The organism is Thermosyntropha tengcongensis, from assembly GCF_055381335.1.
The window spans coordinates 837,501-864,027 of record NZ_AP042437.1; the positions used below are offsets into that span (position 1 = coordinate 837,501).

Here is a 26,527-nt window from a genome sequence, read left to right on the forward strand (position 1 = left end):
AGGCCTTGCTGTTCGTTTTATGTATATAATATAGAGAGGATCTTTGAAAACTGCAGATAGCGTAGGGAGATTTCACCGAAGGGTGAATCGCGCGTAGGAATAGGTCAAGATAGTAAGGGCGTACGGTGGATGCCTAGGCGCCAGGAGGCGAAGAAGGACGTGGCAAGCTGCGAAAAGCCACGGGTAGCTGCAAGCGAGCGTAGATCCGTGGATGTCCGAATGGGGGAACCCGGCAGAGGAGAACCTCTGTCACCCATGCCTGAACACATAGGGCATGAGGGGCGAAACCCGGTGAACTGAAACATCTTAGTAACCGGAGGAGAAGAAATCAAGAGAGATTCCCCAAGTAGCGGCGAGCGAACGGGGAGGAGCCCAAACCTGTTAAGTGTAGAAGCCTGCAAGCGTTGCTTAACAGGGGTTGAGGGATGTCGCGGGTATAGGTTGCAGACTATACGTAACTGCGGAGCGAATAGGGGAACGCAGCTGGAAAGCTGGGCCACAGGGAGTGAAAGCCTCGTACCCGAAATTTGCGCAGCAGTTAGGCGGCAATCCCGAGTACCACTGGACACGTGGAATCTGGTGGGAAGCAGGGGGGACCACCCTCCAAGGCTAAATACTACCTGGCGACCGATAGTGGAGAGTACCGTGAGGGAAAGGTGAAAAGCACCCCGGGAGGGGAGTGAAATAGAACCTGAAACCGTATGCCTACAAGCGGTAGGAGCACGATTGAGAGCGTGTGACTGCGTACCTTTTGCAGAATGGGCCAGCGAGTTACGGTAGCAAGCGAGGTTAAGCCTGAGAAGGGCGGAGCCGAAGCGAAAGCGAGTCTGAAGAGGGCGCTAAGTTTGTTGCCGTAGACCCGAAACCGGGTGATCTATCCATGGCCAGGGTGAAGCGATGGTAGCACATCGTGGAGGCCCGAACCAGAGTACGTTGAAAAGTACGTGGATGAGCTGTGGATAGGGGTGAAATGCCAATCGAACTCGGATATAGCTGGTTCTCCCCGAAATAGCTTTAGGGCTAGCGTCAGTTAGGAGCCTTATGGGGGTAGAGCACTGGTTAGGCTAGGGGCCTTACCGGGTTACCGAACCTTCCCAAACTGCGAATACCATAAGGTGGTGACTGGCAGTCAGTCCATGGGTGATAAGGTTCATGGACGAGAGGGAAAGAGCCCAGACCGTCAGCTAAGGTCCCGAAATCTATGCTAAGTGGGAAAGGAGGTAGTGCTACGAAGACAGCCAGGATGTTGGCTTAGAAGCAGCCATCATTTAAAGAGTGCGTAACAGCTCACTGGTCAAGTGGCACTGCGCCGAAAATATAACGGGGCTAAGCATAGTACCGAAGCTACGGAATTACCGTGGAAGGTAATTGGTAGGGGAGCATTCCTGTAGGGCAGAAGCCATACCGAAAGGAGTGGTGGACTTACAGGAAGAGAGAATGCTGGCATGAGTAAGCGAGAAGGCAGGTGAGAATCCTGCCCGCCGGAAGCCTAAGGATTCCTGGGGAAGGCTCGTCCGCCCAGGGTAAGCCGGGACCTAACCCGAGGCCTAAGGGCGTAGGGGATGGATAACTGGTTGAGATTCCAGTGCCACCCGAGCTTCGTTTGAGCGAAGGGGTGACGCAGGAGGATAGGTGAAGCGCACGGATGGAAGAGTGCGTCCAAGCACGTAGGGAGTGAGGTAGGCAAATCCGCCTCACGGGATCCTGAGGTGTGAAGGGGAGGGAAAGGAAGTACCGAAGTCACTGAATCCAGACTGCCGAGAAAAGCCTCTAGCGAGAAGCAGGGTGCCCGTACCGCAAACCGACACAGGTAGGCGAGGAGAGAATCCTAAGGCGCGCGAGAGAACCCTCGTTAAGGAACTCGGCAAAATGACCCCGTAACTTCGGGAGAAGGGGTGCTCTGGTAGCGTGAGCTAGCAGACGTTAGCGAGCGTGAGAGAGCCGCAGAGAATAGGCCCAGGCGACTGTTTACCAAAAACACAGGTCTCTGCGAAATCGAAAGATGAAGTATAGAGGCTGACGCCTGCCCGGTGCTGGAAGGTTAAGGGGAAGGGTTAGCTCGAGAGGGCGAAGCTCTGAACCGAAGCCCCAGTGAACGGCGGCCGTAACTATAACGGTCCTAAGGTAGCGAAATTCCTTGTCTGGTAAGTTCAGACCCGCACGAAAGGCGTAACGATCTGGGCACTGTCTCGACGAGGGGCTCGGTGAAATTGTAGTATCGGTGAAGATGCCGATTACCTGCGATAGGACAGAAAGACCCCGTGGAGCTTTACTGCAGCTTGACATTGGATCTTGGTAGTCCATGTACAGGATAGGTGGGAGGCAGAGAAAGCAGGTCGCCAGGTCTGCTGGAGCCGCTGGTGGGATACCACTCTTGGATTACTGGGGTTCTAACCTGGCACCATAAGCTGGTGCAGGGACAGTGTCAGGTGGGCAGTTTGACTGGGGCGGTCGCCTCCTAAAGGGTAACGGAGGCGCCCAAAGGTTCCCTCAGCGCGGATGGAAATCGCGCGTAGAGTGTAAAGGCAGAAGGGAGCTTGACTGCGAGAGAGACATTTCGAGCAGGGACGAAAGTCGGGCTTAGTGATCCGGCAGTACCGAGTGGAAGGGCCGTCGCTCATCGGATAAAAGCTACCCCGGGGATAACAGGCTTATCTCCCCCAAGAGTTCACATCGACGGGGAGGTTTGGCACCTCGATGTCGGCTCATCACATCCTGGGGCTGGAGAAGGTCCCAAGGGTTGGGCTGTTCGCCCATTAAAGTGGTACGTGAGCTGGGTTCAGAACGTCGTGAGACAGTTCGGTCCCTATCCATCGCAGGCGCAGGAGAATTGAGGGGAGCTGTCCCTAGTACGAGAGGACCGGGATGGACAGACCGCTGGTGTACCAGTTGTCTCGCCAGGGGCACAGCTGGGTAGCTATGTCTGGAATGGATAAGCGCTGAAAGCATCTAAGCGCGAAGCCAACCCCAAGATGAGTTCTCCCACTCCGGTAAGGAGGTAAGATCCCATCGAGTCTAGGTGGTAGATAGGCCGGGGGTGTAAGTACAGCGATGTATTAAGCCGACCGGTACTAATAGATCGAGGTCTTGACCTAGGAGCCTTGAGGTGAAGGAAGCGCTATCTGCAGTTTTGAGGGATTCAGGGAAGAAGAATTCCTGGTGACGATAGCGGAGGGGAAACACCCGTACCCATCCCGAACACGGAAGTTAAGCCCTCCAGCGCCGATGGTACTGCAGCTGAAGCTGTGGGAGAGTAGGTCGTTGCCAGGATTTATTTTTTTCTGAAACAGTCTGAAACAGGGGACGGTTCTCTGTTTCACTTTAGTGAAACAGAGAACCGTCCCCTGTTTCAGTTTCATTACAAATATAATATTACCGTAATTTTTATTATATTTGTGATGTTATGACGTGATATTTATTATAAATGTAATATTTAATAATTTATATTATATTTTTGTAATTTTTTTATACAAAAAAACAAAATTTGTGATAAAATATTAACATAAATAAAAATTTATAAAATTACCATTTATAAATAGATTTATAATGGGGGGATAAGATGTCATACTGGGATGAGTATAAGGCAAAACTTACTACGGCAGAGGAGGTTGCTGCCAAAGTTCAGTCAGGACAGACTATTAAATTAGGTTATTTTAATGGCAAGCCGGTAACCTTAATTAAGGCTTTGGCGGAAAGACATGAAGAATTACGTGATGTTTTGCTTATGTGCTGTGTTACCATGCCTCCTATTCCGGAAGTTATAAGTTATCCAGAGAGCTTTCTTTACCAGGATTGGCACTGGAGTGCTGCTACCAGAGCTTTGAGAAATTATTATGATAATATTACATATGCACCTATGTTATATCATACATGTGTTGATTGCATACAGAATGGTGAAGTCAATCAGGGAAGAAAGGTAGATTGGTGCTGGCAGCAGGTAGGACCGATGGATGAAAACGGATTTTTTAATTTTGGTCCTAATTGTTCTGAATCACTAACCAGCTTTTTGAACACCAAATATAGATGCGTAGAGGTAAATAAGAATATGCCGCGTTGTTTAGGTGGAAGCCAGGAAGCTATTCATATATCCCAGATCGATTTTATTGTGGAAGCTCCAGAAGATCAGAAATTGGCAGCTCTGCCTCAGGTACCGCCTCCTACTGAGGTAGAAAAAAAGATGGCAGAACATTTAGTTCAGTATATACATGACGGATGTTGCTTGCAGTTAGGAATAGGGGGACTTCCCAATGCCATTGGGAAAATTTTAAAGGATGCTGGAGTAAAGGATATAGGGATACATACGGAAATGTTTGTGGATGCTTTTATGGATATGATTGAGGCAGGTGTAGCTACTGGAGCGAAGAAAAAATTCGATAAGTTTAAAGCTGTTTATACTTTTGCTTTAGGTACTCAGAAACTTTATGATTTTATGCATGAAAATACAGCTCTGGCAACCTACAGCGTGGATTATGTGAATGATCCTCGTGTGGTAGCAATGCATGATAATTTTATATCAATAAATCAGGCTGTTCAGGTAGATTTGTTAACTCAGGTTAATGCAGAGAGTTCTGGATTCAGGCAGATTTCAGGCAACGGAGGAATGACTGATTTTGTTTTAGGCGCTCAGTGGTCCAAGGGAGGAAAAAGTTTTATATGCCTTCCTTCTACCTATACAGACAAAGATGGTAACCTGGTGTCCCGTATAGTACCGACATTTGAACCAGGAACCTCGGTAACTATTTCCAGACATTTGGTTGATTATATAGCTACTGAATATGGGGTAAAGAAAATGCGGGCACAGAATCAATGGGTAAGGACAGAAAACATTATTGAACTTGCCCATCCGAAATTCCGGGATGATTTAATAAAGGCAGCTCATAAAGCAGGTATCTGGAGGAGAACAAATAAAATTGATTAAATAAATTTCAGCAGATTATTAAGGGTCGCCATAATATGGCGACTTTTTTATTTTATAAAAATATAATTGTTAATTACGTTTAGCATAAAATATCATTTTTTGTTTTAATTTATAAGATATTATGTAAAATTAATTATTAAATTTAATAAAATATTATGATAAAATATAAAATACAACTAAAATACATTTAAGTAATATTTAATGCAAAAAAGTTTATACTAGGGGGGAATAAAATGGCATATTGGGAGGAATATAAGAGAAAACTTACTACGGCTGAAGAAGTTGCAAAAATGGTTAAATCAGGAGAGGGGATTAAGTTAGGTTATTTTAATGGCAAACCGGTGCAGCTTGTAAAAGCACTGGCGGAAAGACATGAAGAATTGAGAGATGTATTGGTAGCTGGTGCCGTGACTGTACCACCAATCCCGGAAGTTGTACAGTATCCTGAAAGTTTTGTTTATCAGGACTGGCACTGGAGTGCTTTAACCAGAAGATTGGCTGAATATTATCCAGCTGTTGTTTATGCACCCTTACTTTATCATGTTTCAACTATATTTGTTAAGGCTGGTGAAGTTAATAACCTTAAGGGAACAGATCATCACTGGCATCAGGTAGCTCCTATGGATGAGAGAGGATATTTTAATTTTGGACCTAACTGTTCAGAGGCTCTGGAATGTTTTTTGAATTCAAGGGTAAGGGTTGTTGAAGTAAATAAAAATATGCCGGTATGCTATGGAGGTATTAAAGAAGCAGTACATATATCCCAGGTAGATTATATAGTTGAAGCGCCTGATGATCAGGAAATATTTGCTGCTCCAGTATTGCCACAGCCCACGGAAGCTGATATGCAGATAGCTAAAAATCTTTTGGAATATATTCATGATGGTGACTGTATACAATTAGGTATTGGAGCGATGCCCAACGCAGTTGGACAATTGATTGCTGATTCAGATTTAAAGGATATAGGAATTCATACCGAAATGTTTGTGGATGCTTTTATAGATATGATTGAAAAAGGAATTGCTACTGGTTTAAGAAAGAATATAGACAAAGGGAAAGCTGTATATACATTTGCTCTGGGGACGAAAAGGTTGTATGAATTTTTGGACAGGAATCCAGGCTTAGCCATTTATAGTGTGGATTATACCAATGATCCCAGGATTATTGCCCTTAATGATAATTTTGTATCCATCAATCAGGCTGTACAGGTTGATTTGTTAACTCAGGTTAATGCAGAAAGTGATGGTTTTAAACAGATATCAGGTAATGGGGGAATGACAGACTTTACTCTGGGTGCTCAGTGGTCTAAAGGCGGCAGAAGTTTTATATGTTTGCCTTCAACTTATACTGATAAAGATGCCAATCTGGTATCAAGAATTGTACCTGTATTTAAGCCAGGAACTTCGGTAACGATCACCAGACATATGGTAGACTATATTGTAACTGAATATGGAGTAAAGAAAATGCGGGCGCAGAATCAATGGGTAAGAACAGAAAACATCATTGAACTTGCCCACCCGAAATTCCGGGATGATTTAATAAAGGCAGCTCATGAGGCAGGTATCTGGAGAAGGACGAATAAAATTGATTAAATGAAAATCAACAATTATAAAATGAAGGTCGCCATAGAGAAAGGCGACCTTTTTGCATGTTTTAGTTATTCCCGTTATTTTCGTGGTTTTGATAACCTTTTTCTTGAGCCAGCATATCAAGATAAATAGTTTCCATATTGGTTATAAATAGGTCCACTTTAGTTCCAGTCTGACGCTCATCATAAGTTTTAAGATATCCTTTGCATTTTTCACATATATATATCTGATATGCGTCATCATTTTCTACATTTATGTAGCGAATAGTGTGCGGTTCGTTGTTACCACAGTGAACACATTTTAAGTAGGCAGTTTCCCATTCCATAAAACAGCGGTCACAAAACATAAAACGGCGTCCATCTTCGGCTCTGAGCCTGCTTATGTTGGATTTAGCTCCACATACAGGGCATATGCTTGGAAACTCCCAGGTGCTATATTCTTTTTCTAATAATTCCTGACTGTAGGGGGCAGCTAAAATTCGTAAAAACGGCCTTAATGTGTGGTCAAGAATGAATAAGAGCAGTTCGGCTGAAATATCAAGTTTTTTGGTTAAATCATTTAAAAATTCATTTTCGTTTAAGATAAGATGATTAATTACTTGATCTATATCCAGGATTTCGATATTTTTTTCAATATTTTTGATTTTTTCAGCTGTATCAGGACGTGCTGAACTCAAAAAAGCCAAAAATTTCAGCAGTAAATCCTTATATTTATCAGCAGGGATGTCTATTTTTTTTATTTGTACCAAAGGTTTTTTGTATTCAGTAAGTATTTTAATCAAATCTGCTTTAGGAAAGGAGATAGTTTTTTTTAAAAGTATTTCCTGTTCATTTTGCCAGCTTTCTAGATTTTGAAAAAAGTCTATATAGCCTGGCGGAAGTTCGACTGGTATTTGGCGCTGCATCATTTTACAGTTTCCTCCTTGTTCCGGTTTTTATTGTGAGAAAAAGGGGAGTTTGTACTCCCCGTAAATTATATGATTTTCTTTCTCAAATTTTATTCAGCTTTTTTTTCACCATAAGTTTCTTCATACCATATAGCATGGTGATGTTTAGCCCAATCTGCTCTTACGGTACCTTTCCACATACCCCAGAAAGATTCACCGGAGCCAGGATGGAAAGAACCTAAATATCCGTGCATACATACCATACAGGTTGAGAGGATCATAGCTATATCATGAACAGGATAAGCTATCCTTACCAGACCGGGAGAAAAAGCTGATGGGAACCACATTATATATCCGCTGAGCACCAGCAGTATTACACAGGTAGGGGTGATAATGGAGTTCCCTTTTTCTCCTCCGTTGAATTTGGTCTGGGGCGGCATTTTTACCTCAAATCCCAAAAACTCTAACGGGAATTTCATGACAAATATTATGTCATTTTTGCCAAAACGCAGGATGTCTTTTATCCAGTTAACCATGACTTTGAAGTTAAATACTACAAATATTATTATGAATAAAGTCATGAATACTGCTGATATTCTATGCACCAGACCGGCTCCCCGGTAGCCGCCGAATATGGCAGCCAGCCAGTCTACCCCGTCTAAAAACAGTACCAGCCCGGTGAAAAGGCAGAGTAAAAAGGTTACAGTATGTCCCCAGTGGGTTAAGCGAGATACAAAGTTAAACCTTTCCACTCTCTCCACATCTTCACGATATTCGGTTAAAAGCTGCATTATTCATGCCCCCCTTCATCCTTATGCTTGTTGGCTAAAATGCGGGTAGTTACGAAACTTACAGCTGAACCAGCCAGAGCCAATGGTATTAGCCAGCCAAAATAAGGCTGTACAATATTCTGCCAGAAGCCAACACTTTCAGCCACCTGCGGATTGACAGGCAGACCAAACTTGTCAGGAGTATCTGTTAAGATATATATTTTGTTAAGCCCTCCCAGCTCTGTTTTCCCATAGATAGTGGCATTGGGATAGCCATTGGCTCTTAAATATTTAACCCTTTCTTCTGCATACTGCAGGAGTTCGTCACGATCTCCAAACATTAAAGCTCCGGGGGCGCAGGTAGCTGCGCAGGCTGGTGTAAGACCTGCTTCTACCCGATCTGCGCATAAGGTGCATTTAGCGACTATGTCTTCACGTTTGCGATATTTAGGTATATGGAAGGGGCAGGCATAACTGCAGTATTGACAGCCTATGCATTTATCCGGATCATGGATGGTTGCTCCCCATTCGGTTTTAGTATAAGCTCCCCGGGGGCATACTTTCATACATGCCGGGTCTGAACAGTGCATACATTGATATTTAAGGAATTTCCACTGTACGCCGTCTACCGGGTCTTCATATTCCATCATGCGGACTATAGTATAGGTGTCACCATTAGTATCTTCATGGGTCTGGTAATTGCCTTTGAAAGGTTCGATTACTGCCGGCAGCTGGTTCCAGTTTTTGCAGGCTACCTGACAAGCGCGGCAGGCAGTACATTTGCTTGTATCATAAAGGTTAGTCATGTTTGCCATACCTAAGCCCTCCTTATATCGCACAGCCATGCCTTGTATTCAGGACACATAGTATTAGCATCACCTATATGTGGAGTCAAGCGGTTAGCCGGATCACCTTTGGCATAGCCGTTAAATCCATAATGCCAAACAAGCCCAATATGGTGAACTTTTTTGCCTGCTACATTTAACGGTTTAATACGTTTGGTTACGCAGGCAATAGCCTTAACATCGCCGCGGGCAGTAGATATGATGACTTCATCACCGTTTCTTATACCTTTTGCTTTGGCCAGTTCTTCACTTATTTCTACAAACATATTGGGCATAAGCTCTGCCAGCCAGGGCAGATTGCGGGTTAAAGCTCCAGCCTGCCAGTGTTCAACTACGCGGTAGGTAGTTGCAACAATAGGATATTTATCGGCACTGCCTTGTTTATCCGGTTCCCAAACCTTGGCTGCCGGGTTTAAAGGCTGACTGTTGAGCATATTGGCTACCGGGCTTTCCCATGGCTCATAATGTTCAGGGAAAGGACCGTCTTTCATGCTGCTTTTTGCAGCAAACAGACAACCTTTACCTTCCGGACGCATGATGAATGGATCTTTAAAAGCCGGATTGTCGGGGCCGACTGTTTTTATGAAGTCGGGAACATCTACACCTGTCCATTCACCTTTAGTGCCATCCCACCATACCAAGCGTCTATTTTCATCTCCCGGCCATGGGGTTATGCCGTCCGGCTGTACGGAGCAGCGGTTGTAAACTATCCTGCGGTTCATAGGCCAAGCCCATCCCCACTTGGGATATAAACCGAGGCCGGAGGGATCTTCTTTTTCTCTCATTTGTGGTTTGTAGAGGAATTTGCCGTCTTTCAAAGTAGCTGCTCCACAATATACCCAGTTACCACAGGCGGTGCTGCCATCATCGGCCAGTTTGGCAAATCCTTCTACCGGCGTGCCGTCTTTTACATTATAACCGCAGATTTCTTTGGCTACTTTAAAGATGTCGGGCTCATCATGGCCGTTTTCGCTGTCATAATTCCAGGTCATGTTTACTATAGGCTCATCTTCCGGACGTTTGCTGCCGGCGTAGAGTTTCTTTAACCTCTTGCCAAGCTCATTGTAGATCCAGAGGTCAGCCTTGGATTCTCCTACCGGCTCTACAGCTTTCCACCGGAACTGTACCCATCTTCCGGTCTGGGATGCAGTTCCTTCTTTTTCATAAACCGCAGCGGCCGGGAGGAAGAATACTTCTGTCGCAATATCTTTGGGAGTGTATTTGGGAACATTCGGGTTATTTACCGGGCGATCCCAGGCTTTATAGGTCCAGAATTCGGCAGTTTCTGTCAGCCACAGGTCAATAGCTACCATCCATTTAAGTTTGGTTAAGGCTTCCTGTTCTTTGTTGGCATTAGGTCCGCCTACTACCGGATTGGAGCCGTTTATAATGAGGCCTTCGATTTCACCATTGTACATGGCTTCAAACAAAGCTATGTGAGAATAGTTCTTCTTGTCATCCCGTTTGGGCAGATAGTGATAAGCAAAATCGTTTTCCGGAGTGGCCGCATCGCCATACCATGCCTTCAAAAGGCTTACAATCCACTTGGAGGTATGAACTCTCCAGCCGGAATAAGGAATACCCGCTTTTACCAGTTCACGGAATTCTTCCAGGCTGTTAAATTTTAGCTTGGCTGCCCCGGGAGTAGTTTTGCGAATATAGGAGAGCAAGTCTTTGTAATCTTCAGAATTAGTCGGTGAATCAATGTAAGCAGGGAGTATATGGAATAATAATGCCATATCAGTTGCACCCTGTACATTGTTTTCCCCGCGCAGAGCGTTTATTCCGCCACCCGGACGGCCAATATTCCCTAAAAGTAATTGTAATATAGTAAATGCCCTTACATTCTGGCTTCCTACGGTATGCTGGGTTATGCCCATAGCATAACAAATAGTACCGGTTTTATCAGGAGCACCGGTTGCACAGAAGGTTTCCAGAACCTGCATATATTTATTTTTGGGTGCACCGGTTATTTTACATACCGTATCGATGTCGTAGCGGGAATAATGTTTCTTCAAGAGCTGGAATACACAGCGCGGATGACTTAAAGTTTCATCTTTTATGATTTTGCCATTGGCATCGTACTGGTAGTCCCAGGTGGTGAAGTCGTATTTGCGGTTAGCAGGGTCATAACCAGAGAATAAGCCATCATTAAAGTCAAAATCTTCTCTTATCAGGAAAGAAGCATTGGTGTAATTTACTACGTAATCTTTGTGATAAAGTTCGTTATCCAGGATGTATTTTATCATTCCGCCGATAAATGCAATGTCAGTACCCGGACGGATGGGGCAGTAAATATCAGCAACCGCAGAAGTTCTGGTAAAGCGAGGATCAACATGAATCAGTTTAGTTCCCCGTTCTTCTTTACCTTTCATTATCCATTTCATACCGATAGGATGGTTTTCCGCAATGTTGCTGCCCATGACCAGAACTACATCTGAATTCTTGAGGTCAATCATATGGTTGGTCATTACTCCACGACCAAATGCAGGTGACATACCAGCCACCGTGGAGGAGTGTCAGATACGGGCCTGGGTTTCCAGATATACTACCCCCAGGGAGCGCATGAGTTTTGATAAAAGATAAGCTTCTTCATTGTCTAATCCTGAACCGCCAATGGAAGCTATCTTTTCAGTGCGGTTGACTATGATGCCGTTTTCCTTGTGGATAAAGCTGTTATCCCTGGTTTCTTTAATTCTCTGAGCAATAGTATCCAGCATCCAATCCCAGTCTTTTTCTTCCCACTTTTCACTGTAAGGAGCGCGGTATAAGGGTTTTTTGACCCGTTTGGGGTTAATGATTTGTTCACCTGTGTGCGGATCATAGATTTCCCTCAGGTTGAACATAGCTGCACCCTTGGGGCAGGCACAACCCTGGTTGATAGGATTGTCAGGATCTCCCTGTACGCTTAATAATTTGGTTTCACTGCCTTCTTTGTTCTCCGCATAAACTACCAGACCGCAGCCGGAAGCGCAAAATGGGCATACGGTTGGAACTGGTGTGACATCTTTGATGCGGAGTTCTTTTACTGCAGCTTTGGCTTTTTTGGTGTCAAATCCAAGATCAGCAATAGCCAAAGTTGCTGCAGTGGCTCCGGTTACCTTTAAGAACTGCCTTCTGGTAACCTGCATCCATCACCCTCTCCTTTCCCCACATAATTAATATTAAAACAAAATTAATTTTAGCAAATTAATTTTGCTAAAAATACTTATTTCAGAAAATACATATATCGAAAAAGTTCTACAGGCGCCTTAAAAATCCTTTTTGCAAGCATAAAAACCACGATATATATAAAAAAATTATGTTTATAATTAAAAAAAGTAATAACTAATTTTGTGCTACCGCTTTTCCGCTTTCGCTTAGGTTATATCCCCCCATAAAAGTTAGTTTTTGCACAAATTCTTCATCTTTTATAATGTCGAGTATAAACTTAAGGTATTTTTCATCCATGAGGTCAGGTAAAAAACAAAGATCATAATTTTCTTCCGCAATAGGGATAAAATCCAATCCCATTATTTTGGCTGCTGCATAAATACCTAAGCCTGCGTCACAGGCATCTCCCTTTACTGCAGCAGCTACGGCCAGATGAGTATATTCTTCATGCTGGTAGCCGTTTATAACTTCCGGGTTTATATTTTGCTTTTGCAGAAGATAGTCCAGCAATATTCTGGTTCCTGAACCTTTTTGCCTGTTTACGAAACGAATTTCGGGATTGGCTAAATCAGAAAGTCCTTTAATATTTAATGGATTACCTTTTTTTACAATTATGCCCTGTTCGCGTTTGGCCAGGTGAATAAGCAGCCATTTCTGTCTCGAAAGGTATTTATTAAGGTAACTTGTATTATATGCACCAGTTTGAGGATCTAAAAGATGTATTCCGGAAAAATGGGTTTCCCCCCGCATGAGGGACATTATTCCTCCCATGCTTCCTGCATGGTTGGATACCAGTCTAACATTATGTTTTTTCTGCAGCAGGTCCCGCAGTATATCCAGAGCTATATCATGGCTGCCGGTAGATATTAAAGTGTTGTCTATAACGGAAAGAGGGGTTTTGAGTATTACATTACAGGTATTTCCTGCTTCTATGCCTTCACTTCCGCGCGGTATATGTAAAATGCCGTCTGATTTAACCAAACTGGTAGTTATGCCTGCTCCTTTATTGAGAGGGTAAGCGATATACTGATTTTTTATATTAGCTACATTAACATGTATAAAATCATCTACTCCCATAGGAGAAGAAAGTTTACGGGATATTTTGCAGGTTATAAAGTGTTCTTCTGGCAAGGCGCGTTTCTGTTTTTTATATATTACCGGTTTAGCAAAGATATTGAATATTAAATGGGCAGAAACTGGATAACCGGGAACGCCTATTACCGGCTTATTGTCAATTATTCCCAGTATGGCAGGTTTGCCCGGACGGACAGCTATGCCGTGTACCAAAAGTTTACCAAGTTTGTTTACTATTTCGGCAGTATAATCTTCCTTGCCAGCAGAGGAGCCAGAACATATAACTATCATGTCTGCCTGGTTTTTGATATTTTCTACTGCTTCCAAAAGTTTGTTTTTATCATCAGGTACTATATTGCAGCGTATGTAATCTGCTCCCCATTTTTTACATAATCCTCCCAGTACATGGCTGTTGGATTCTATTACTTCTCCGGGGGCCATATTATAGCTGCCGTAATTGACAAGTTCAGTTCCGGTAGGGATTATGGCTATTACAGGTTTTTTAACCACTTTTACTTTATTTACTGCTGCTGTTAGGAGAGAGCCGATTTCTTCCGGGCCTATTTCGGTAAAAGCAGGGCAGATCATATCATAAGCGGTTATGTCTTCTCCGATAGAGCGTATATGCTGCCAGGGGACAGCTGGTTTTATTATCTGAGCCTGTCCGTTGACAAAGTTGACTTCTTCAATCATTATTACCGCATCGAAGTTTGGAGGTACGTAATCCCCCGTATCTACTTCAATATAATCCTGGCCTGGCTTTAAAAGAACCGGATTATTTTCATTTGCTCCGAATGTGGAGGAAGCCTTTACCGCTATTCCATCCATAGCTGCTGCAGGATAATGAGGTGAAGAAAGGCGGGCAAAAACAGCCTGGCTTAAAATACGTCCCTGGGCTTCTGTAGTGTCTATTTCTTCTTCCTCAACAGTAAAATAGGAACAATTTTCGAGTTCCTGCATGAATTTTTCCAAAGCTTTATCCAAAGGAGTGTTGTCAATGTATACTTTTCTTGCCATGTCTCTTTCTCACCTTTGTTTTTTTTCTACATTTTAGCCTATTTATATAATAATGTTTAGTATTTTGTCTCTTAATTCTTGCTTAATTGTTTATAATTATGTTTAGCAACTTGATTTGAGGTGTTTAATATGCCGGAATTTTTTAAGGTAATAAAATATGAGGAAGCGTTAAACTGCATCAGAGATAATCTTCCCCTGCCTTTCAAAAATATGATTAATATTAATAAAGCCTGGAATAAGGTATTGGCTCAAGATATTATTTGTCCGGAAGATATGCCGCCTTTTGACCGTTCAACAGTGGACGGCTATGCGGTAATTGCAGAAGATACTTTTGGGGCAACAGAAAGTATGCCTGCTTTTTTGCAGTATACAGGTGAAATCAAGATGGGAGAAGTAGCTGACTTTAGGCTGAAAAAAGGCACATGTGTATGGGTACCTACGGGAGGCATGCTCCCGTTAAATGCAGATGCGGTGGTTATGGTGGAATATACAGAAAAACTGGGAGAAGATACTGTTTTGGTAAACAGGCCGGTGGCTCCTTTAGAGAATATTATTAAAAAAGGAGAAGATGCGAGGATAGGGCAAAAGATTTTTGCTGAGGGAAAGGTTTTAAGACCTCAGGATATAGGATTTTTAGCTTCTCTGGGCATATCGGAAGTGGAAGTTTTTATGCCTTACCATATAGGGATTATTTCAACTGGGGATGAAATAATTCCTGTTGAAGAAAGACCTGAAGGAGCCAGGATAAGGGATGTTAACAGCTACAGTTTGGCAGCTGCTGTTCTGGGCTGCGGGTGTGAAGCTCAAAATTATCCTATAATAAAGGATAATTTTGATGCGCTCAAAGCTTGTCTTAACAGTGCTTTGCTGGAAAATGATATGGTTTTAATTTCCGGTGGAAGTTCAGTCGGGGTTATGGATGTTACTTTGCAGGTGCTCAAAAGTTTTCCCGATTGTCAGCTTTTATTTCATGGATTGGCTGTAAAGCCGGGTAAGCCGACTATGGCAGCCAAAATAGGGGAAAAGCTGGTAATCGGGCTTCCGGGACATCCGGTTTCTGCGTTGACTATTTTTTATGTCCTGGTAAAACCTGTGTTAAGTTACAGTCCAGCTGTGAAAAGAGAAGCGGTTTTGCAGGTTAATCTTGCTTCACAGGCAGGAAGGGATGATTTTATCCCGGTGGTGCTTAAAGATGATGAGGAGATAGTTAAAGCCTGGCCTGTTTTAGGCAAGTCAGGCATGATGAGTATTCTGGCTGTGGCTGATGGCTATATACATATCCCGTATGAAAAACAAGGTTTTTTAAAAGGAGAAAAGATAGAGGTAGTCATGTTTTGAAAAATTAAGGCAAAGCTTAAAAAAGCTTTGCCTTTTTTGCTATTTTTGCAGCGAGTTTATAACCTGCTTAAAAATATTTTGACGCATCTCTTCTATTGCTGTGAAGTCCATAGCAGGTATATAGAAACTTTCAAGTTCATCATGATATTTTTTGGCCGTATTTATAAAACGGACTGCATCTTTAATTCCTGTATCTACTCTTTCTTGAGCGGAATGTATAAGTTTGGCATAGGAGTCGATTAAAGATTTGCTGGCAAACTGGTCGAAATCTAACAGGCGTTTATATTTGCTGCTTAAAACCAGGGAGGAATAATCAAATATATGGCCTGAAATATTAAGCAGGGCTCGATTGCTTGCAGGAAGCAGTATTAAATCTATTTCTTCAGGATAGAAGGGATTATGATATATCTCGGCTGCTATATCCTGCATTTCTATTATACCAAGTGTGTAGGCAAAAAGTTTTTCAATACCGCTTCCCGGGCTTCCTCTGACGGCAAAAATGGAAGTGTCTTCATTTATCAAACTGTTTATTTTGGTTACCAGGCCTTCCGGAGTAATGGCTCCTGGAAACAGATGCCTGGCTTTTCCCTTTTTTTCAGCTGTATTGCTTAAAAAATCCCCGGACAGGGCGATAATATTGCGTTTTACTGCATTGCTGTCGGCTGCTTCTTCAAAGTAAGATTTCCATTCTTCATAGGCAATGCTGGCTTCTTTTAAGCGCATATAGGCACGGGAGAAACACAGGGATATATCTTTACCCAGTTTTTCGATTTCCTCGCGGTGAGAAGCTATTTTATCTAAATCCCAGAACTGTCCCAGGTTTATAATTTCATCCACTGCGCCTGGAAATTTGGGATCTACTATATGAGGTGCCGTTCCATCCAGAAAGCAGAACTGGTGATTCCCTATTACCACTCCATCCAATGAATTATTATCAGAAGAACACCAGTGGTATTCTATATCAAAACCCTGGTTAAAAAAATCTTCCCCCATTTTTTTCATGAATGTTGATTTACCTACTCCCGGGCCTCCTTTGAGGACAAATTTTCTCGTGACTTGGGGGGATACCATATAATCATAGAAAGAGTAAAAACCGCGACAGGTGTTGCCACCCGGGAATACGTGCCGTATATTAGCCAAATATATGCACCTCCATAATGATCTCTTTTTTGTAATTTATATGTTATCTTCCAGAGCTTTACTCCTTTAATGCATATAGAAAAATTATCCATTAAGTTTGGAATAATTTATCCTGGTTAGGCATCGCAAAATAAAAAGTTTGTCAGATAATTTATATAAAATTCCTTGCGGGAAGCTATTGGGTTAATCTTTGGAGTCTATGACCTTCTCAAAGTAAATAGAAACCTCTGGAATAAAAAGCCAGCCAATTATTGTAATTGTTCGCACGTTGGAATATAATGGATTCATGGACTTCCTGGATGGAGGTGTTTATAATGGATTATTTATCAGCGAAGGAAGCAGCTGAGAAGTGGAATATTTCAAGGCGGAGAGTTCAGATACTTTGTGAAGAAGGCAGAATACCGGGAGCCTTCAAGCTTAGTGATGTTTGGATCATACCCAAAGATGCGGAAAAACCTGCAGACAGACGTAGAGCCAGGAAAAAAACAGCGAATGGAGAGTTTGATAAATTATTGCCGGAGGATTGATTATATGAGACCACCCAAGGTTCTGGATAATAAAAAATATAGGGTTATAGATGAGTTAAAGGCAGAATTGCGTAAAGGGACAAAACTATCAATCATATCAGCTTACTTTACCATCTATGCTTATGAAGAACTTAAAAAGGAACTTAGCAAGATAGATAGTATGAGGTTCATTTTTACCGAACCTACTTTTATACGTAATGACCAGGAACTTTACAGGGAATATTACATAGTGCGCAACCCTGAAAAAAAGATATCTGGAAATGAATTTGAAATAAAGCTGAGGAACGAAATGAAACAGGCGGCCATAGCCAGGGAATGTGCTCAGTGGCTGGAAAAGAAAGCAGAGATAAAATCGTTGAGACGGCCGAATCCTGCTCAGCCAAGACTGATTTATATAGAAAATCCTGAAGATAGTATCTCAATAAATGGCACTGTGGATTTTACTACTGATGGTCTAGGTATCACTTCATCGAATAGATTGGACAGCAATGTGTGCCTGTATGGTAAAGAGTACACAATTGGCTTTTTACAGGCCTTTAATGAATTATGGGAGGATGATACTGCTGTTCAGGATGTCAAAGAAAAAGTTCTTGAGCAGATGCGAATTCTTTATAAAGAAAATACTCCTGAGTTTATCTACTTTGTTACTCTTTATAATATATTCTATGATTATCTTGACGAGCTAACCGAAGATAATATTGTTAAAAGCCGTACAGGCTTTAAGAATACCCTGATATGGAATAAACTTTATAAATTTCAGAAAGACGCTGTTATGGGAGCTATTGATAAGCTTGAGAAGTATAATGGCTGTATTATAGCTGACAGTGTAGGGCTTGGAAAAACTTTTACTGCACTGGCTATAATTAAATATTATGAACTCAGAAACGATAGGGTTCTTGTGCTGGTGCCCAAGAAACTTCGTGAAAACTGGACCATTTACACCCAGAATGATAAACGCAATATTTTTGCTGCGGACAGGTTTAATTACGATGTTCTAAACCACACTGACCTTAGCAGGACAAGCGGCTATTCTGGTGAGATTAACCTTGCTACTTTAAACTGGTCAAACTATGATCTTGTCGTAATAGATGAAAGCCACAACTTTAGGAATAATCCGCCGGTCAAAGGGCGTGTAACCCGTTATCAGCGCTTGATGAATGACATTTTAAAATCCGGGGTTAAAACAAAGGTACTTATGCTGTCAGCAACCCCTGTAAACAACCGGATGAATGATATAAAGAACCAGATCGCTTTTATAACTGAGGGCAGGGATGATGCTTTTAAGGATGTGGGGCTGGATAGTATTGAGTTTATCCTTAGAAAAGCACAAACCGTGTTCAACAGATGGTCTGAACTACCTGAAGATGAAAGAACAACTGAAACATTTGTCAACATGATGGATACAGATTATTTTAAACTCCTGGATACGGTGACTATTGCCCGTTCCAGAAAGCATATAGAAAAATATTATAACCTGGAGGAAATAGGAAAGTTTCCCACCAGACTACCCCCTGAGAACAGATATCCGGCAATTGACACCAAAGGTGAGTTTCAGCCTATTGGAGATATCAATAGACTTATAAAAAAACTTACCCTGTGTATCTATTCACCTTTGGCCTATGTGCTTCCTGAAAAAAGAGCTGCTTATGAAGAAAAATACGATATGGTAGTAGGTTCAAACAAAAGTGTCTTCAGGCAGATAGACAGGGAGAAAAGTTTAGTTGAACTTATGCGTGTAAATATTTTAAAAAGATTGGAAAGCTCCATCAATTCCTTTGCAATAACTGTTGAGAATATCCTTCACAAAATAGATAAGGCTCTCGAAGCCATAGAACAAAGGCAATTTGACTATGATGCGGAATTGGATATCAATGATATTGATATAGACGACCCCGAGCTTGAAAGCCTCATGTTCGGCAATAATGTAAAGGTATTGCTTCAGGATATGGACCTTATTAAATGGAAACAAGACCTGCTGGCAGATAAGGACAAGCTGGAAACCATTTTATCGGAAGCCAGGATTGTTACGCCAGAAAGAGACGCCAAGCTAATTGAACTTAGAACCCTTATAGAAAACAAAATACAAAATCCAATAAACCCTGGGAATAAAAAGGTTATCGTATTTACTGCATTTGCTGATACAGCCAGATATTTATATGAGAATCTGGCCGATTATTTTGCTAAAAAAGGTATCTATTCTGCTATTGTAACAGGAAGTGGTGATAATCATTCTAATTTGCCCATACCAAAAGAATTGAGAAAATCGATTAAGATGTCAGATATAAATACTGTATTGACCTTGTTCTCTCCTGTCTCAAAGGAGTGTTATAAGATATATCCTGAAGTTGATAAGTATATAGATATACTTATTGCTACGGATTGTGTATCTGAAGGCCAGAACCTTCAAGACTGCGATTATGTTATAAATTATGACATTCACTGGAATCCAGTCAGAATTATACAAAGGTTCGGACGTATTGACCGTATAGGTTCAAAAAACCAGTATGTCAAATTAGTAAACTTTTGGGCTACCAGGGACCTGGACGAATACATAAACCTCCAGCAGCGGGTCAGAGGCAGGATGGTTTTATTGGATGTGTCTGCTACAGGTGAGGAGAATATTATAGAGATAGATTCCAGCAAAGAAATGAGAGACCTTGAATACCGTAAGAAGCAGCTTGAGAGGCTGCGGAAAGAGGTTGTGGACTTAGAAGATATATCGGGAGGTATATCGATAACAGACCTGACCTTTAATGATTTTAAGATTGAGCTTATGGAATACATGAAAACTAATAGAGAGCTTTTAGATGAGGCGCCAAATGGGATGTATGCTGTTGCAAAGATAGACGAAAGCGTAAAAGATATTATAAAGCCGGGTGTAATTTTTACCCTTAGGCAAGTTAAAGGGAAACAGCAGAGCAGAGAGCAGAACCCTCTATTTCCCTACTATATGGTTTATATCGCAGATGATGGGGAGGTAAAGCTATCTTTCCTCCATGCCAAAAAGATACTGGATTATTATAAAAAACTGTGTTCGGGTAAAAATGAAGTGTTTAAAGAGCTGGTAGAGGAGTTTAATAAAGAGACCAATGATGGCCGGAAAATGAAACATTATTCGGATTTGTTGGAAGCTTCTATTGAAAACATTATAGGCAAGAAGCAGGAGATTGGAGTGGCCAGCCTTTTTAGCAAAGGCGGCACCATCATGCCGAAAAGAGTCTTTGATGGTGTTGAGGATTTTGAACTGATTACATTTTTGGTCATAAAGGGCCAGGGGGAGTAGCTGTGGATGATTATAGTTTTTTAAACATCCCTGATAGCTGCTTTATTGGCAGTACTATATATAAAAAGCTCTTTTATGAAAATGTTAATTTGTCTTCCAGTGATAGGTATTTGTTTACAGATATCATAAACAAAATAATATGGCTCTATTGCCTTAAACCTGAAACAGTAAACATACCGGCCTATAAAGATGAAGTGCGGGAATATCCGGAGATTGAAGTTATAGAAGTTATTGTAAATAAAGATTATGGGATTAACAGAATAGCCGAGATAATTATGAGGGCTATCCCCTACCCTATGCTGCTGATTTTTAAGCTGGAGGATAAAAGACGGTTTTTCGTTGCCCACCAGAGGACAAGCCTGAGTGACAGCAGTAAGAATACCATTGAGGAATTTATCTCTACCGATTGGTTGGGTAATGATAATGCTTTATTCGACAGGCTTAGTATAAAACAAATGAGGTTTACAAATTTCTATACACTTTATAGTGATATCGTAGATACTATCAGTATTTATAACCTATCAGCCATTGTGCCGGCAGATGACACTATAACAGGTGCTGAGGCAAGAGAACTCCTGGCAAAGATAGAAGATATAGAAAGAAAAATTGCAAGTTTGCGGTCCAAACTCAAGAAAGAAACCCAGTTTAACCGCAAAATGGAGCTGAATATTGAGATAAAGAGACTGGAACAGAGCAAAAATAAATTGCTTGGAGGAGATAAGAAATGATAGAAACAACTCTTACGGGCAAAACCCCTGACCTGGCCGAAGAAAACATTAAAAAATTAAAACAGATTTTTCCTGAAGTGGTAACAGAGGGCAAGATTGACTTTGATAAATTGAGACAGTTATTGGGTGAATATGTGGAAGATAGCAATGAACGCTACAACTTTACCTGGAACGGCAAAGGACGAGCTTTGCGTTTATCCCAAACCCCTTCTCTGGGAACCTTGAGACCCTGCAAAGAGGAGAGCAAAAACTGGGATACAACCCGGAACCTTTATATAGAAGGCGATAACCTGGAAGTGTTAAAACTTTTGCAGAAAAGCTATTATGGGAAGATAAAAATGATATACATAGACCCTCCCTATAACACAGGGAAAGACTTTATCTATAAGGACGATTTTCATGATAGCATTGAAAACTACAAAAGAATTACAGGACAAACGGATGGCAATGGCAGGCCAATAAGTACCAATCCGGAAACCAGTGGCCGTTATCACACCGACTGGCTTAATATGATGTACCCAAGACTTAGGCTTGCAAGGAATTTGTTGTCCGACGATGGTGTTATTTTTATTAGTATTGATGATAATGAGGTACATAATCTAAGGAAGATTTGTGATGAAATTTTTGGGGAAGATAACTTCATTGGACAAATAACAGTAGTAAGTAATCCAAGAGGGCGTGATTATGGTGGTATTGCACGGATGCACGATTATCTATTAGCTTATAGTAAATCTTCTGCTACACTGATTAACTTAATAAACGATGATAATAAAAGTAATGAGTTTAAGATGTTTGATGAATATGGAGGATTCGAATTAAGAGAACTACGTAATAGAAATGTCAAATTTAATAAAGAGAATCGACCTAATTTGTATTATCCTTTTTATGTTAATCCTTTATCTCCAGACAAAAACGGACTCCATCAAATTTCCCTGGAGAAAAAAGCAGGATGGATTGAAATATATCCACGTGAATCACAGGGTGTAAATGTTGTATGGAGATGGGGCAAGCAGAAAGCCCAAGAAAACTTAAATATAAACATTATGGCAAAACCTATGAGAGATGGCAGTTTTATGATAGTTGAAAAATATCGAGAATCAAAAGTGATGTCTCGTTCTGTATGGTGGGATAAAGATACCAATACTGAAAAGGGAACTCTATTAGTCAAAGAACTAATGGATGGTAAAATTTTCGATTACCCAAAGCCAGTAGAAATGTTAATGAGATTGTGCGAAATGGGAACTGACCCCGATAATAATGACTTGGTTATGGACTTCTTCTCCGGCTCCGCCACCACCGCCCATGCTGTAATGCAGCTTAATGCCGAAGACGGCGGCAACCGCAGGTTTATTATGGTTCAACTTCCGGAGCCAACAGATGAAAATAGTGAGGCCTACAAAGCCGGCTATAAGAATATCAGCGAGATAGGCAAAGAGCGCATCCGCCGTGCTGGTGAAAAAATCAAAGAAGAATATAAAGATAAAGAGAATATAGAAAAACTTGATATCGGCTTTAAGGTGTTCAAGCTTGATACATCCAATATCCGAAAATGGCAGCCGGACTATGATAATTTAGAGCAGTCTTTATTGGATTATGTAGACAACTTTGTGGAAGACAGGACAGAACTTGATGTTGTTTATGAAATAATGCTTAAATACGGCCTTGACCTGACTTATCCAGTTGATGAGTTTACAATTAGCGGCAAGAAGGTTTATTCTATTGGTTTTGGTATGCTTATGATCTGCCTTGATGATGAGATTACAACAGAGGTTGCCAGGGGTATTTTAAAAGAAGTAGAAAAATTATCACCTGAAAGCAGCAGGGTTGTATTTAAGGATAATGGATTTAAGTCAGATAGTGACAAGACAAATATCAAGCAAATACTGAAATCCGGCGGAATCGAAGAGTTTATTACCATATAGGGAGGTATGGTCTAAAATGAAGCTAAAATTTGATAAAAATTTAGAATACCAGCAGCAGGCCATAGCTTCCGTTGTAGATTTGTTCAGGGGCCAAACGCCCAAACATACTAATTTTACCGTGTCAGCCTATAATGGACAAATAGGTTTGTTTGGCACAGAGAATGGTATTGGTAACCGGCTTGAACTGGATAAAGAAGAGATACTTAGGAATTTGCGGGAAGTCCAGCTTAGGAATGGCCTGCCACCAACAGAGTCTCTAAAAACGGGTGAATATGACTTTGATATAGAGATGGAGACGGGTACAGGTAAGACCTATGTTTACTTAAGGACAATCTTTGAACTAAATAAAAACTATGGGTTTTCCAAGTTCATCATTGTTGTCCCCAGTATTGCAATTAAAGAGGGTGTGTATAAGACTTTGCAGATTACAGAGGAACATTTTAAGGAACTATATGATAATGTAATTTATCACTATTTCATATATGATAGCAGCAAACTGGAACAGGTGAGAAGTTTTGCGGTGAGCGATAATATTGAGATTATGATTATAAATATTGACGCTTTCAGGAAAAGTTTTACAGATCCAGCCAAGGAAACTAAGGCTAATATTATTCATAGAACAAATGACAGGTTAAACGGCATGAAGCCTATTGAGCTTATTCAGGAGACCAGGCCAATTGTTATTATAGACGAGCCGCAATCGGTAGATACGACTCCTAAAGCCAAAGAGGCAATTAAATCACTGAATCCTTTATTTATACTACGTTACTCGGCAACGCATGTGGAAAGGCATAATCTGGTTTATAAGCTGGATGCGGTAGACAGCTATAATTTAGGTCTGGTTAAACAGATAGAAGTTGCTGGGTTTACAACTAAAGACTACCATAATAAAGCATATTTGAAGCTTTTATCTGTAGACAATAAAAAATCGCCTATAACAGCCAAAATAGAGATGGATGTAAAAGATAGAAAAGGTGTGGTTAAACGGAAGGCGGTAACGGTCAAACGTGGAGATGACCTTTATGAAAAATCAGGAGGACGTGATGTTTATGAGGGATACATTGTCAGCGAGATTTATTGTGAAGAGGGGAATGAATACGTTGCTTTTACAAGTAAGCCGGATATTCTGCGTATAGGTAAACCTTTAGGAGATGTGGACGACCTAGCCATAAAAGAACAGATGATTAGAAAGACTATAGAGGAGCATTTAAACAAAGAACTGGTATTAAATAAGCTGGGAATAAAAGTCCTGAGTCTGTTTTTTATAGACCGTGTGGCAAATTATCGCTACTATGATGAAAATGGGAATCCGCAAAAAGGTATCTATGCAAGGCTCTTTGAAAAGCATTATAAAGAACTCATAAGGCAGCCTAAGTATAATACGCTGTTTAAAGATGTTGATTTAGATACCGCTGCCGAAGAAGCCCACAATGGCTATTTTTCAGCGGATAAAAAGGGTGTCCTGAAAGATACCAGCGGTTATACGCAGGATGATGAGGATACTTATAATTTGATTATGAAAGACAAGGAACGTCTTTTATCCTTTGATACTAAACTTAGATTTATCTTCTCACACTCAGCGTTACGTGAAGGCTGGGATAATCCCAATGTGTTTCAGATATGTACCCTGAATGAAACGCAGAGTGAGGTCAAAAAGCGCCAGGAGATTGGTCGTGGCCTGCGTCTTTGTGTTAATCAAAAAGGAGAACGTCAGTACGGTTCTTTTATAAACACACTGACGATTATCGCCAATGAAAGCTATGAGGAATTTGCAGCTGCCCTCCAGAAAGAATACGAAACTGAGAGCGGCATACGATTTGGCGTTATTGAAAATCATTTGTTTGCCAACATACCGGTAAGGTATGAGGATGGAAGCATAAAGTATTTAGGGCATAAAGCTTCTGAGGACATATTTAAAGCATTTTTAGGTAATGGCTATATTGATGAAACAGGTAAAGTGCAGGACAAGCTGATAATTGATATAAAAGATAACAGGCTGAATATACCGAAAGAATATGAACATGTAAAAGCAGATATTATGGCTGTTGTCAGAAAAGTGTGCAGCGGACTTAATATCAAGAACAATAGTGATAAAAAAACTATTAAGCTTAATAAGCAGGTCTATCTTGACCCTGAGTTTAAAGAACTATGGGATAGGATAAAATACAAGACTACCTATTCTGTGGACTTTGATAGTGAAAAGCTGATTGATGAATGTTGCAGGGAGATGCAGAGAAGTCTGTCTGTAAGTTCTCCAAAGCTTATATATACGAAAGCAGGGCTTGATATTGGTGCTGGTGGGATTGTTGCGGAAGAATCAGATAGATATGCTGTTGTTCTGGATAACCAGCAGGAATTTCTACCCGATATCATTGCCTATCTTCAGAATGAAACCAATTTAACAAGAAAAACTATTGTGGAGATACTAAGAAGAAGCAAAACTCTCCATCTTTTTAAGAAGAACCCTCAAAAGTATATGGAGCAGGTAGCGCAGATTATCACTTCTAAAATGAGGTTGATGATAGTTGATGGCATTAAATACACAAAAATTGGTAACGACGAATATTACGCACAAGAACTCTTTGAAAGTGAGGAACTTATCGGCTATTTGTCCAGAAACATGATGGAAAGTAAAAAGTCAGTATACGAATATGTAGTATATGACAGTGCCAACGAAGAGAAATTTGCCAGAAGTTTTGAAAACAACAGCAAAGTTAAGCTGTATGCAAAACTTCCCGGCTGGTTTACCATACCAACTCCATTAGGCAGCTATAATCCTGACTGGGCTGTACTAATCGATGCAGACGGTAAAGATAAGCTGTACTTTGTACTGGAAACCAAAGCTGATACTATGTTTGATGCCCTGAGGCCAGCAGAAAGAGCTAAAATTGAATGCGGAAAGAAGCACTTTGAGGCTTTAGGTACTGGAGTAGGATTTGAGGATATAGATAGTTTCGAAGAATTTATAGAAGATAAAATAGCGGTAAAGCAGGTCTTTTAATATGCGTTGCAATACTTGATGAAAACAATAAGCATAAAAGAATTATTAGATGAATTGTGGGTTTTGTCTTTATAAAAATACCCCTTAGCAGTCAATTTTGCTAAGGGGTATTTTTGCCCTGGCCCCTTTATTTTTGCAGCACCGGTATGCAGTAGCTGCATTGTCTGCTTCCTGACATTTTTTAATGATTTGTTCTTTGAGTTCGTCGCTGTACTGCTTTTTACCGCTTATTAATATCTAACGTTTGCTTAAAGATTATTAATGCAATGCATATAGAAAAATTATCCATAAAATTTATCATAATTTACCATGTTCAGGTGTTGTAAAATAAAAAAG

14 protein-coding genes and 2 rRNA genes are annotated in these 26,527 nt (G+C 41.1%); 10 read left to right on the forward strand and 6 right to left on the reverse strand.

Features of this window, described 5'->3' with window-relative positions; all coding sequences use genetic code 11:
• The first annotated feature begins 102 nt into the window (after nucleotides 1-102).
• From ACZ42E_RS04040 to ACZ42E_RS04055, 4 genes are all read left to right on the forward strand, one after another.
• Nucleotides 103-3,095: ribosomal RNA gene (locus ACZ42E_RS04040) — 23S ribosomal RNA — on the forward strand.
• Nucleotides 3,096-3,155: 60 nt separating this feature from the next.
• Nucleotides 3,156-3,270 (forward strand): 5S ribosomal RNA (gene rrf / locus ACZ42E_RS04045).
• A gap of 289 nt (nucleotides 3,271-3,559) precedes the next feature.
• Entirely contained in the window at nucleotides 3,560-4,918 is a 1,359-nt protein-coding gene (locus tag ACZ42E_RS04050; protein WP_464893172.1) for an acetyl-CoA hydrolase/transferase family protein, read from the forward strand.
• Between the two features lie 233 nt (nucleotides 4,919-5,151).
• Nucleotides 5,152-6,510 carry an acetyl-CoA hydrolase/transferase family protein gene (locus ACZ42E_RS04055; protein ID WP_464893173.1) on the forward strand — a complete coding sequence of 453 codons (1,359 nt, stop codon included), beginning with the start codon at nucleotides 5,152-5,154 and terminating at the stop codon, nucleotides 6,508-6,510.
• 61 nt (nucleotides 6,511-6,571) lie between these two features.
• Here ACZ42E_RS04055 and ACZ42E_RS04060 read toward each other — a convergent pair whose 3' ends face one another.
• The 5 genes from ACZ42E_RS04060 to ACZ42E_RS04080 form a co-directional block, all read right to left on the reverse strand.
• Nucleotides 6,572-7,414 (reverse strand): formate dehydrogenase accessory protein FdhE, encoded by an 843-nt coding sequence (locus tag ACZ42E_RS04060; protein ID WP_464893174.1) that lies wholly within the window; start codon nucleotides 7,412-7,414, stop codon nucleotides 6,572-6,574.
• Nucleotides 7,415-7,503: 89 nt separating this feature from the next.
• On the reverse strand, nucleotides 7,504-8,184 hold the full coding sequence (locus ACZ42E_RS04065) for a formate dehydrogenase subunit gamma (RefSeq protein WP_464892940.1): 681 nt from the start codon (nucleotides 8,182-8,184) through the stop codon (nucleotides 7,504-7,506).
• Complete coding sequence (locus tag ACZ42E_RS04070) at nucleotides 8,184-8,978, reverse strand: 4Fe-4S dicluster domain-containing protein (RefSeq protein ID WP_464892941.1); 795 nt, start codon at nucleotides 8,976-8,978, stop codon at nucleotides 8,184-8,186. The genes ACZ42E_RS04065 and ACZ42E_RS04070 overlap by 1 nt, the downstream gene beginning before the upstream one ends.
• Before the next feature lie 2 nt (nucleotides 8,979-8,980).
• Nucleotides 8,981-12,139, reverse strand: coding sequence for a formate dehydrogenase-N subunit alpha (gene fdnG / locus ACZ42E_RS04075; protein WP_464893175.1), 3,159 nt, complete (start codon nucleotides 12,137-12,139; stop codon nucleotides 8,981-8,983).
• A gap of 196 nt (nucleotides 12,140-12,335) precedes the next feature.
• On the reverse strand, nucleotides 12,336-14,252 hold the full coding sequence (locus tag ACZ42E_RS04080) for a molybdopterin biosynthesis protein (protein WP_464893176.1): 1,917 nt from the start codon (nucleotides 14,250-14,252) through the stop codon (nucleotides 12,336-12,338).
• Nucleotides 14,253-14,381: 129 nt separating this feature from the next.
• Between ACZ42E_RS04080 and ACZ42E_RS04085 the strand changes: the two genes are divergently transcribed.
• The gene (locus ACZ42E_RS04085; RefSeq protein ID WP_464893177.1) at nucleotides 14,382-15,590 is read left to right on the forward strand and encodes a molybdopterin molybdotransferase MoeA; all 1,209 of its coding nucleotides are present in this window, start codon (nucleotides 14,382-14,384) and stop codon (nucleotides 15,588-15,590) included.
• Between the two features lie 39 nt (nucleotides 15,591-15,629).
• On the opposite strand, the gene ACZ42E_RS04090 is transcribed toward ACZ42E_RS04085, so the two are convergent.
• The gene (locus ACZ42E_RS04090) at nucleotides 15,630-16,730 is read right to left on the reverse strand and encodes a PRK06851 family protein (protein ID WP_464893178.1); all 1,101 of its coding nucleotides are present in this window, start codon (nucleotides 16,728-16,730) and stop codon (nucleotides 15,630-15,632) included.
• A 314-nt stretch (nucleotides 16,731-17,044) separates the two neighbouring features.
• Between ACZ42E_RS04090 and ACZ42E_RS04095 the strand changes: the two genes are divergently transcribed.
• From ACZ42E_RS04095 to ACZ42E_RS04115, 5 genes are read left to right on the forward strand one after another with little or no spacing between them, the layout of a single operon-like run.
• Complete coding sequence (locus tag ACZ42E_RS04095) at nucleotides 17,045-17,257, forward strand: helix-turn-helix domain-containing protein (RefSeq protein WP_464893179.1); 213 nt, start codon at nucleotides 17,045-17,047, stop codon at nucleotides 17,255-17,257.
• Nucleotides 17,258-17,261: 4 nt separating this feature from the next.
• On the forward strand, nucleotides 17,262-20,540 hold the full coding sequence (locus tag ACZ42E_RS04100) for a helicase-related protein (protein WP_464893180.1): 3,279 nt from the start codon (nucleotides 17,262-17,264) through the stop codon (nucleotides 20,538-20,540).
• Between the two features lie 2 nt (nucleotides 20,541-20,542).
• Nucleotides 20,543-21,268 carry a DUF4391 domain-containing protein gene (locus ACZ42E_RS04105; protein WP_464893181.1) on the forward strand — a complete coding sequence of 242 codons (726 nt, stop codon included), beginning with the start codon at nucleotides 20,543-20,545 and terminating at the stop codon, nucleotides 21,266-21,268.
• Entirely contained in the window at nucleotides 21,265-23,190 is a 1,926-nt protein-coding gene (locus ACZ42E_RS04110) for a site-specific DNA-methyltransferase (RefSeq protein ID WP_464893182.1), read from the forward strand. The genes ACZ42E_RS04105 and ACZ42E_RS04110 overlap by 4 nt, the downstream gene beginning before the upstream one ends.
• Nucleotides 23,191-23,206: 16 nt before the next feature.
• Complete coding sequence (locus tag ACZ42E_RS04115; protein WP_464893183.1) at nucleotides 23,207-26,191, forward strand: type III restriction-modification system endonuclease; 2,985 nt, start codon at nucleotides 23,207-23,209, stop codon at nucleotides 26,189-26,191.
• Nucleotides 26,192-26,527: the final 336 nt, after the last annotated feature.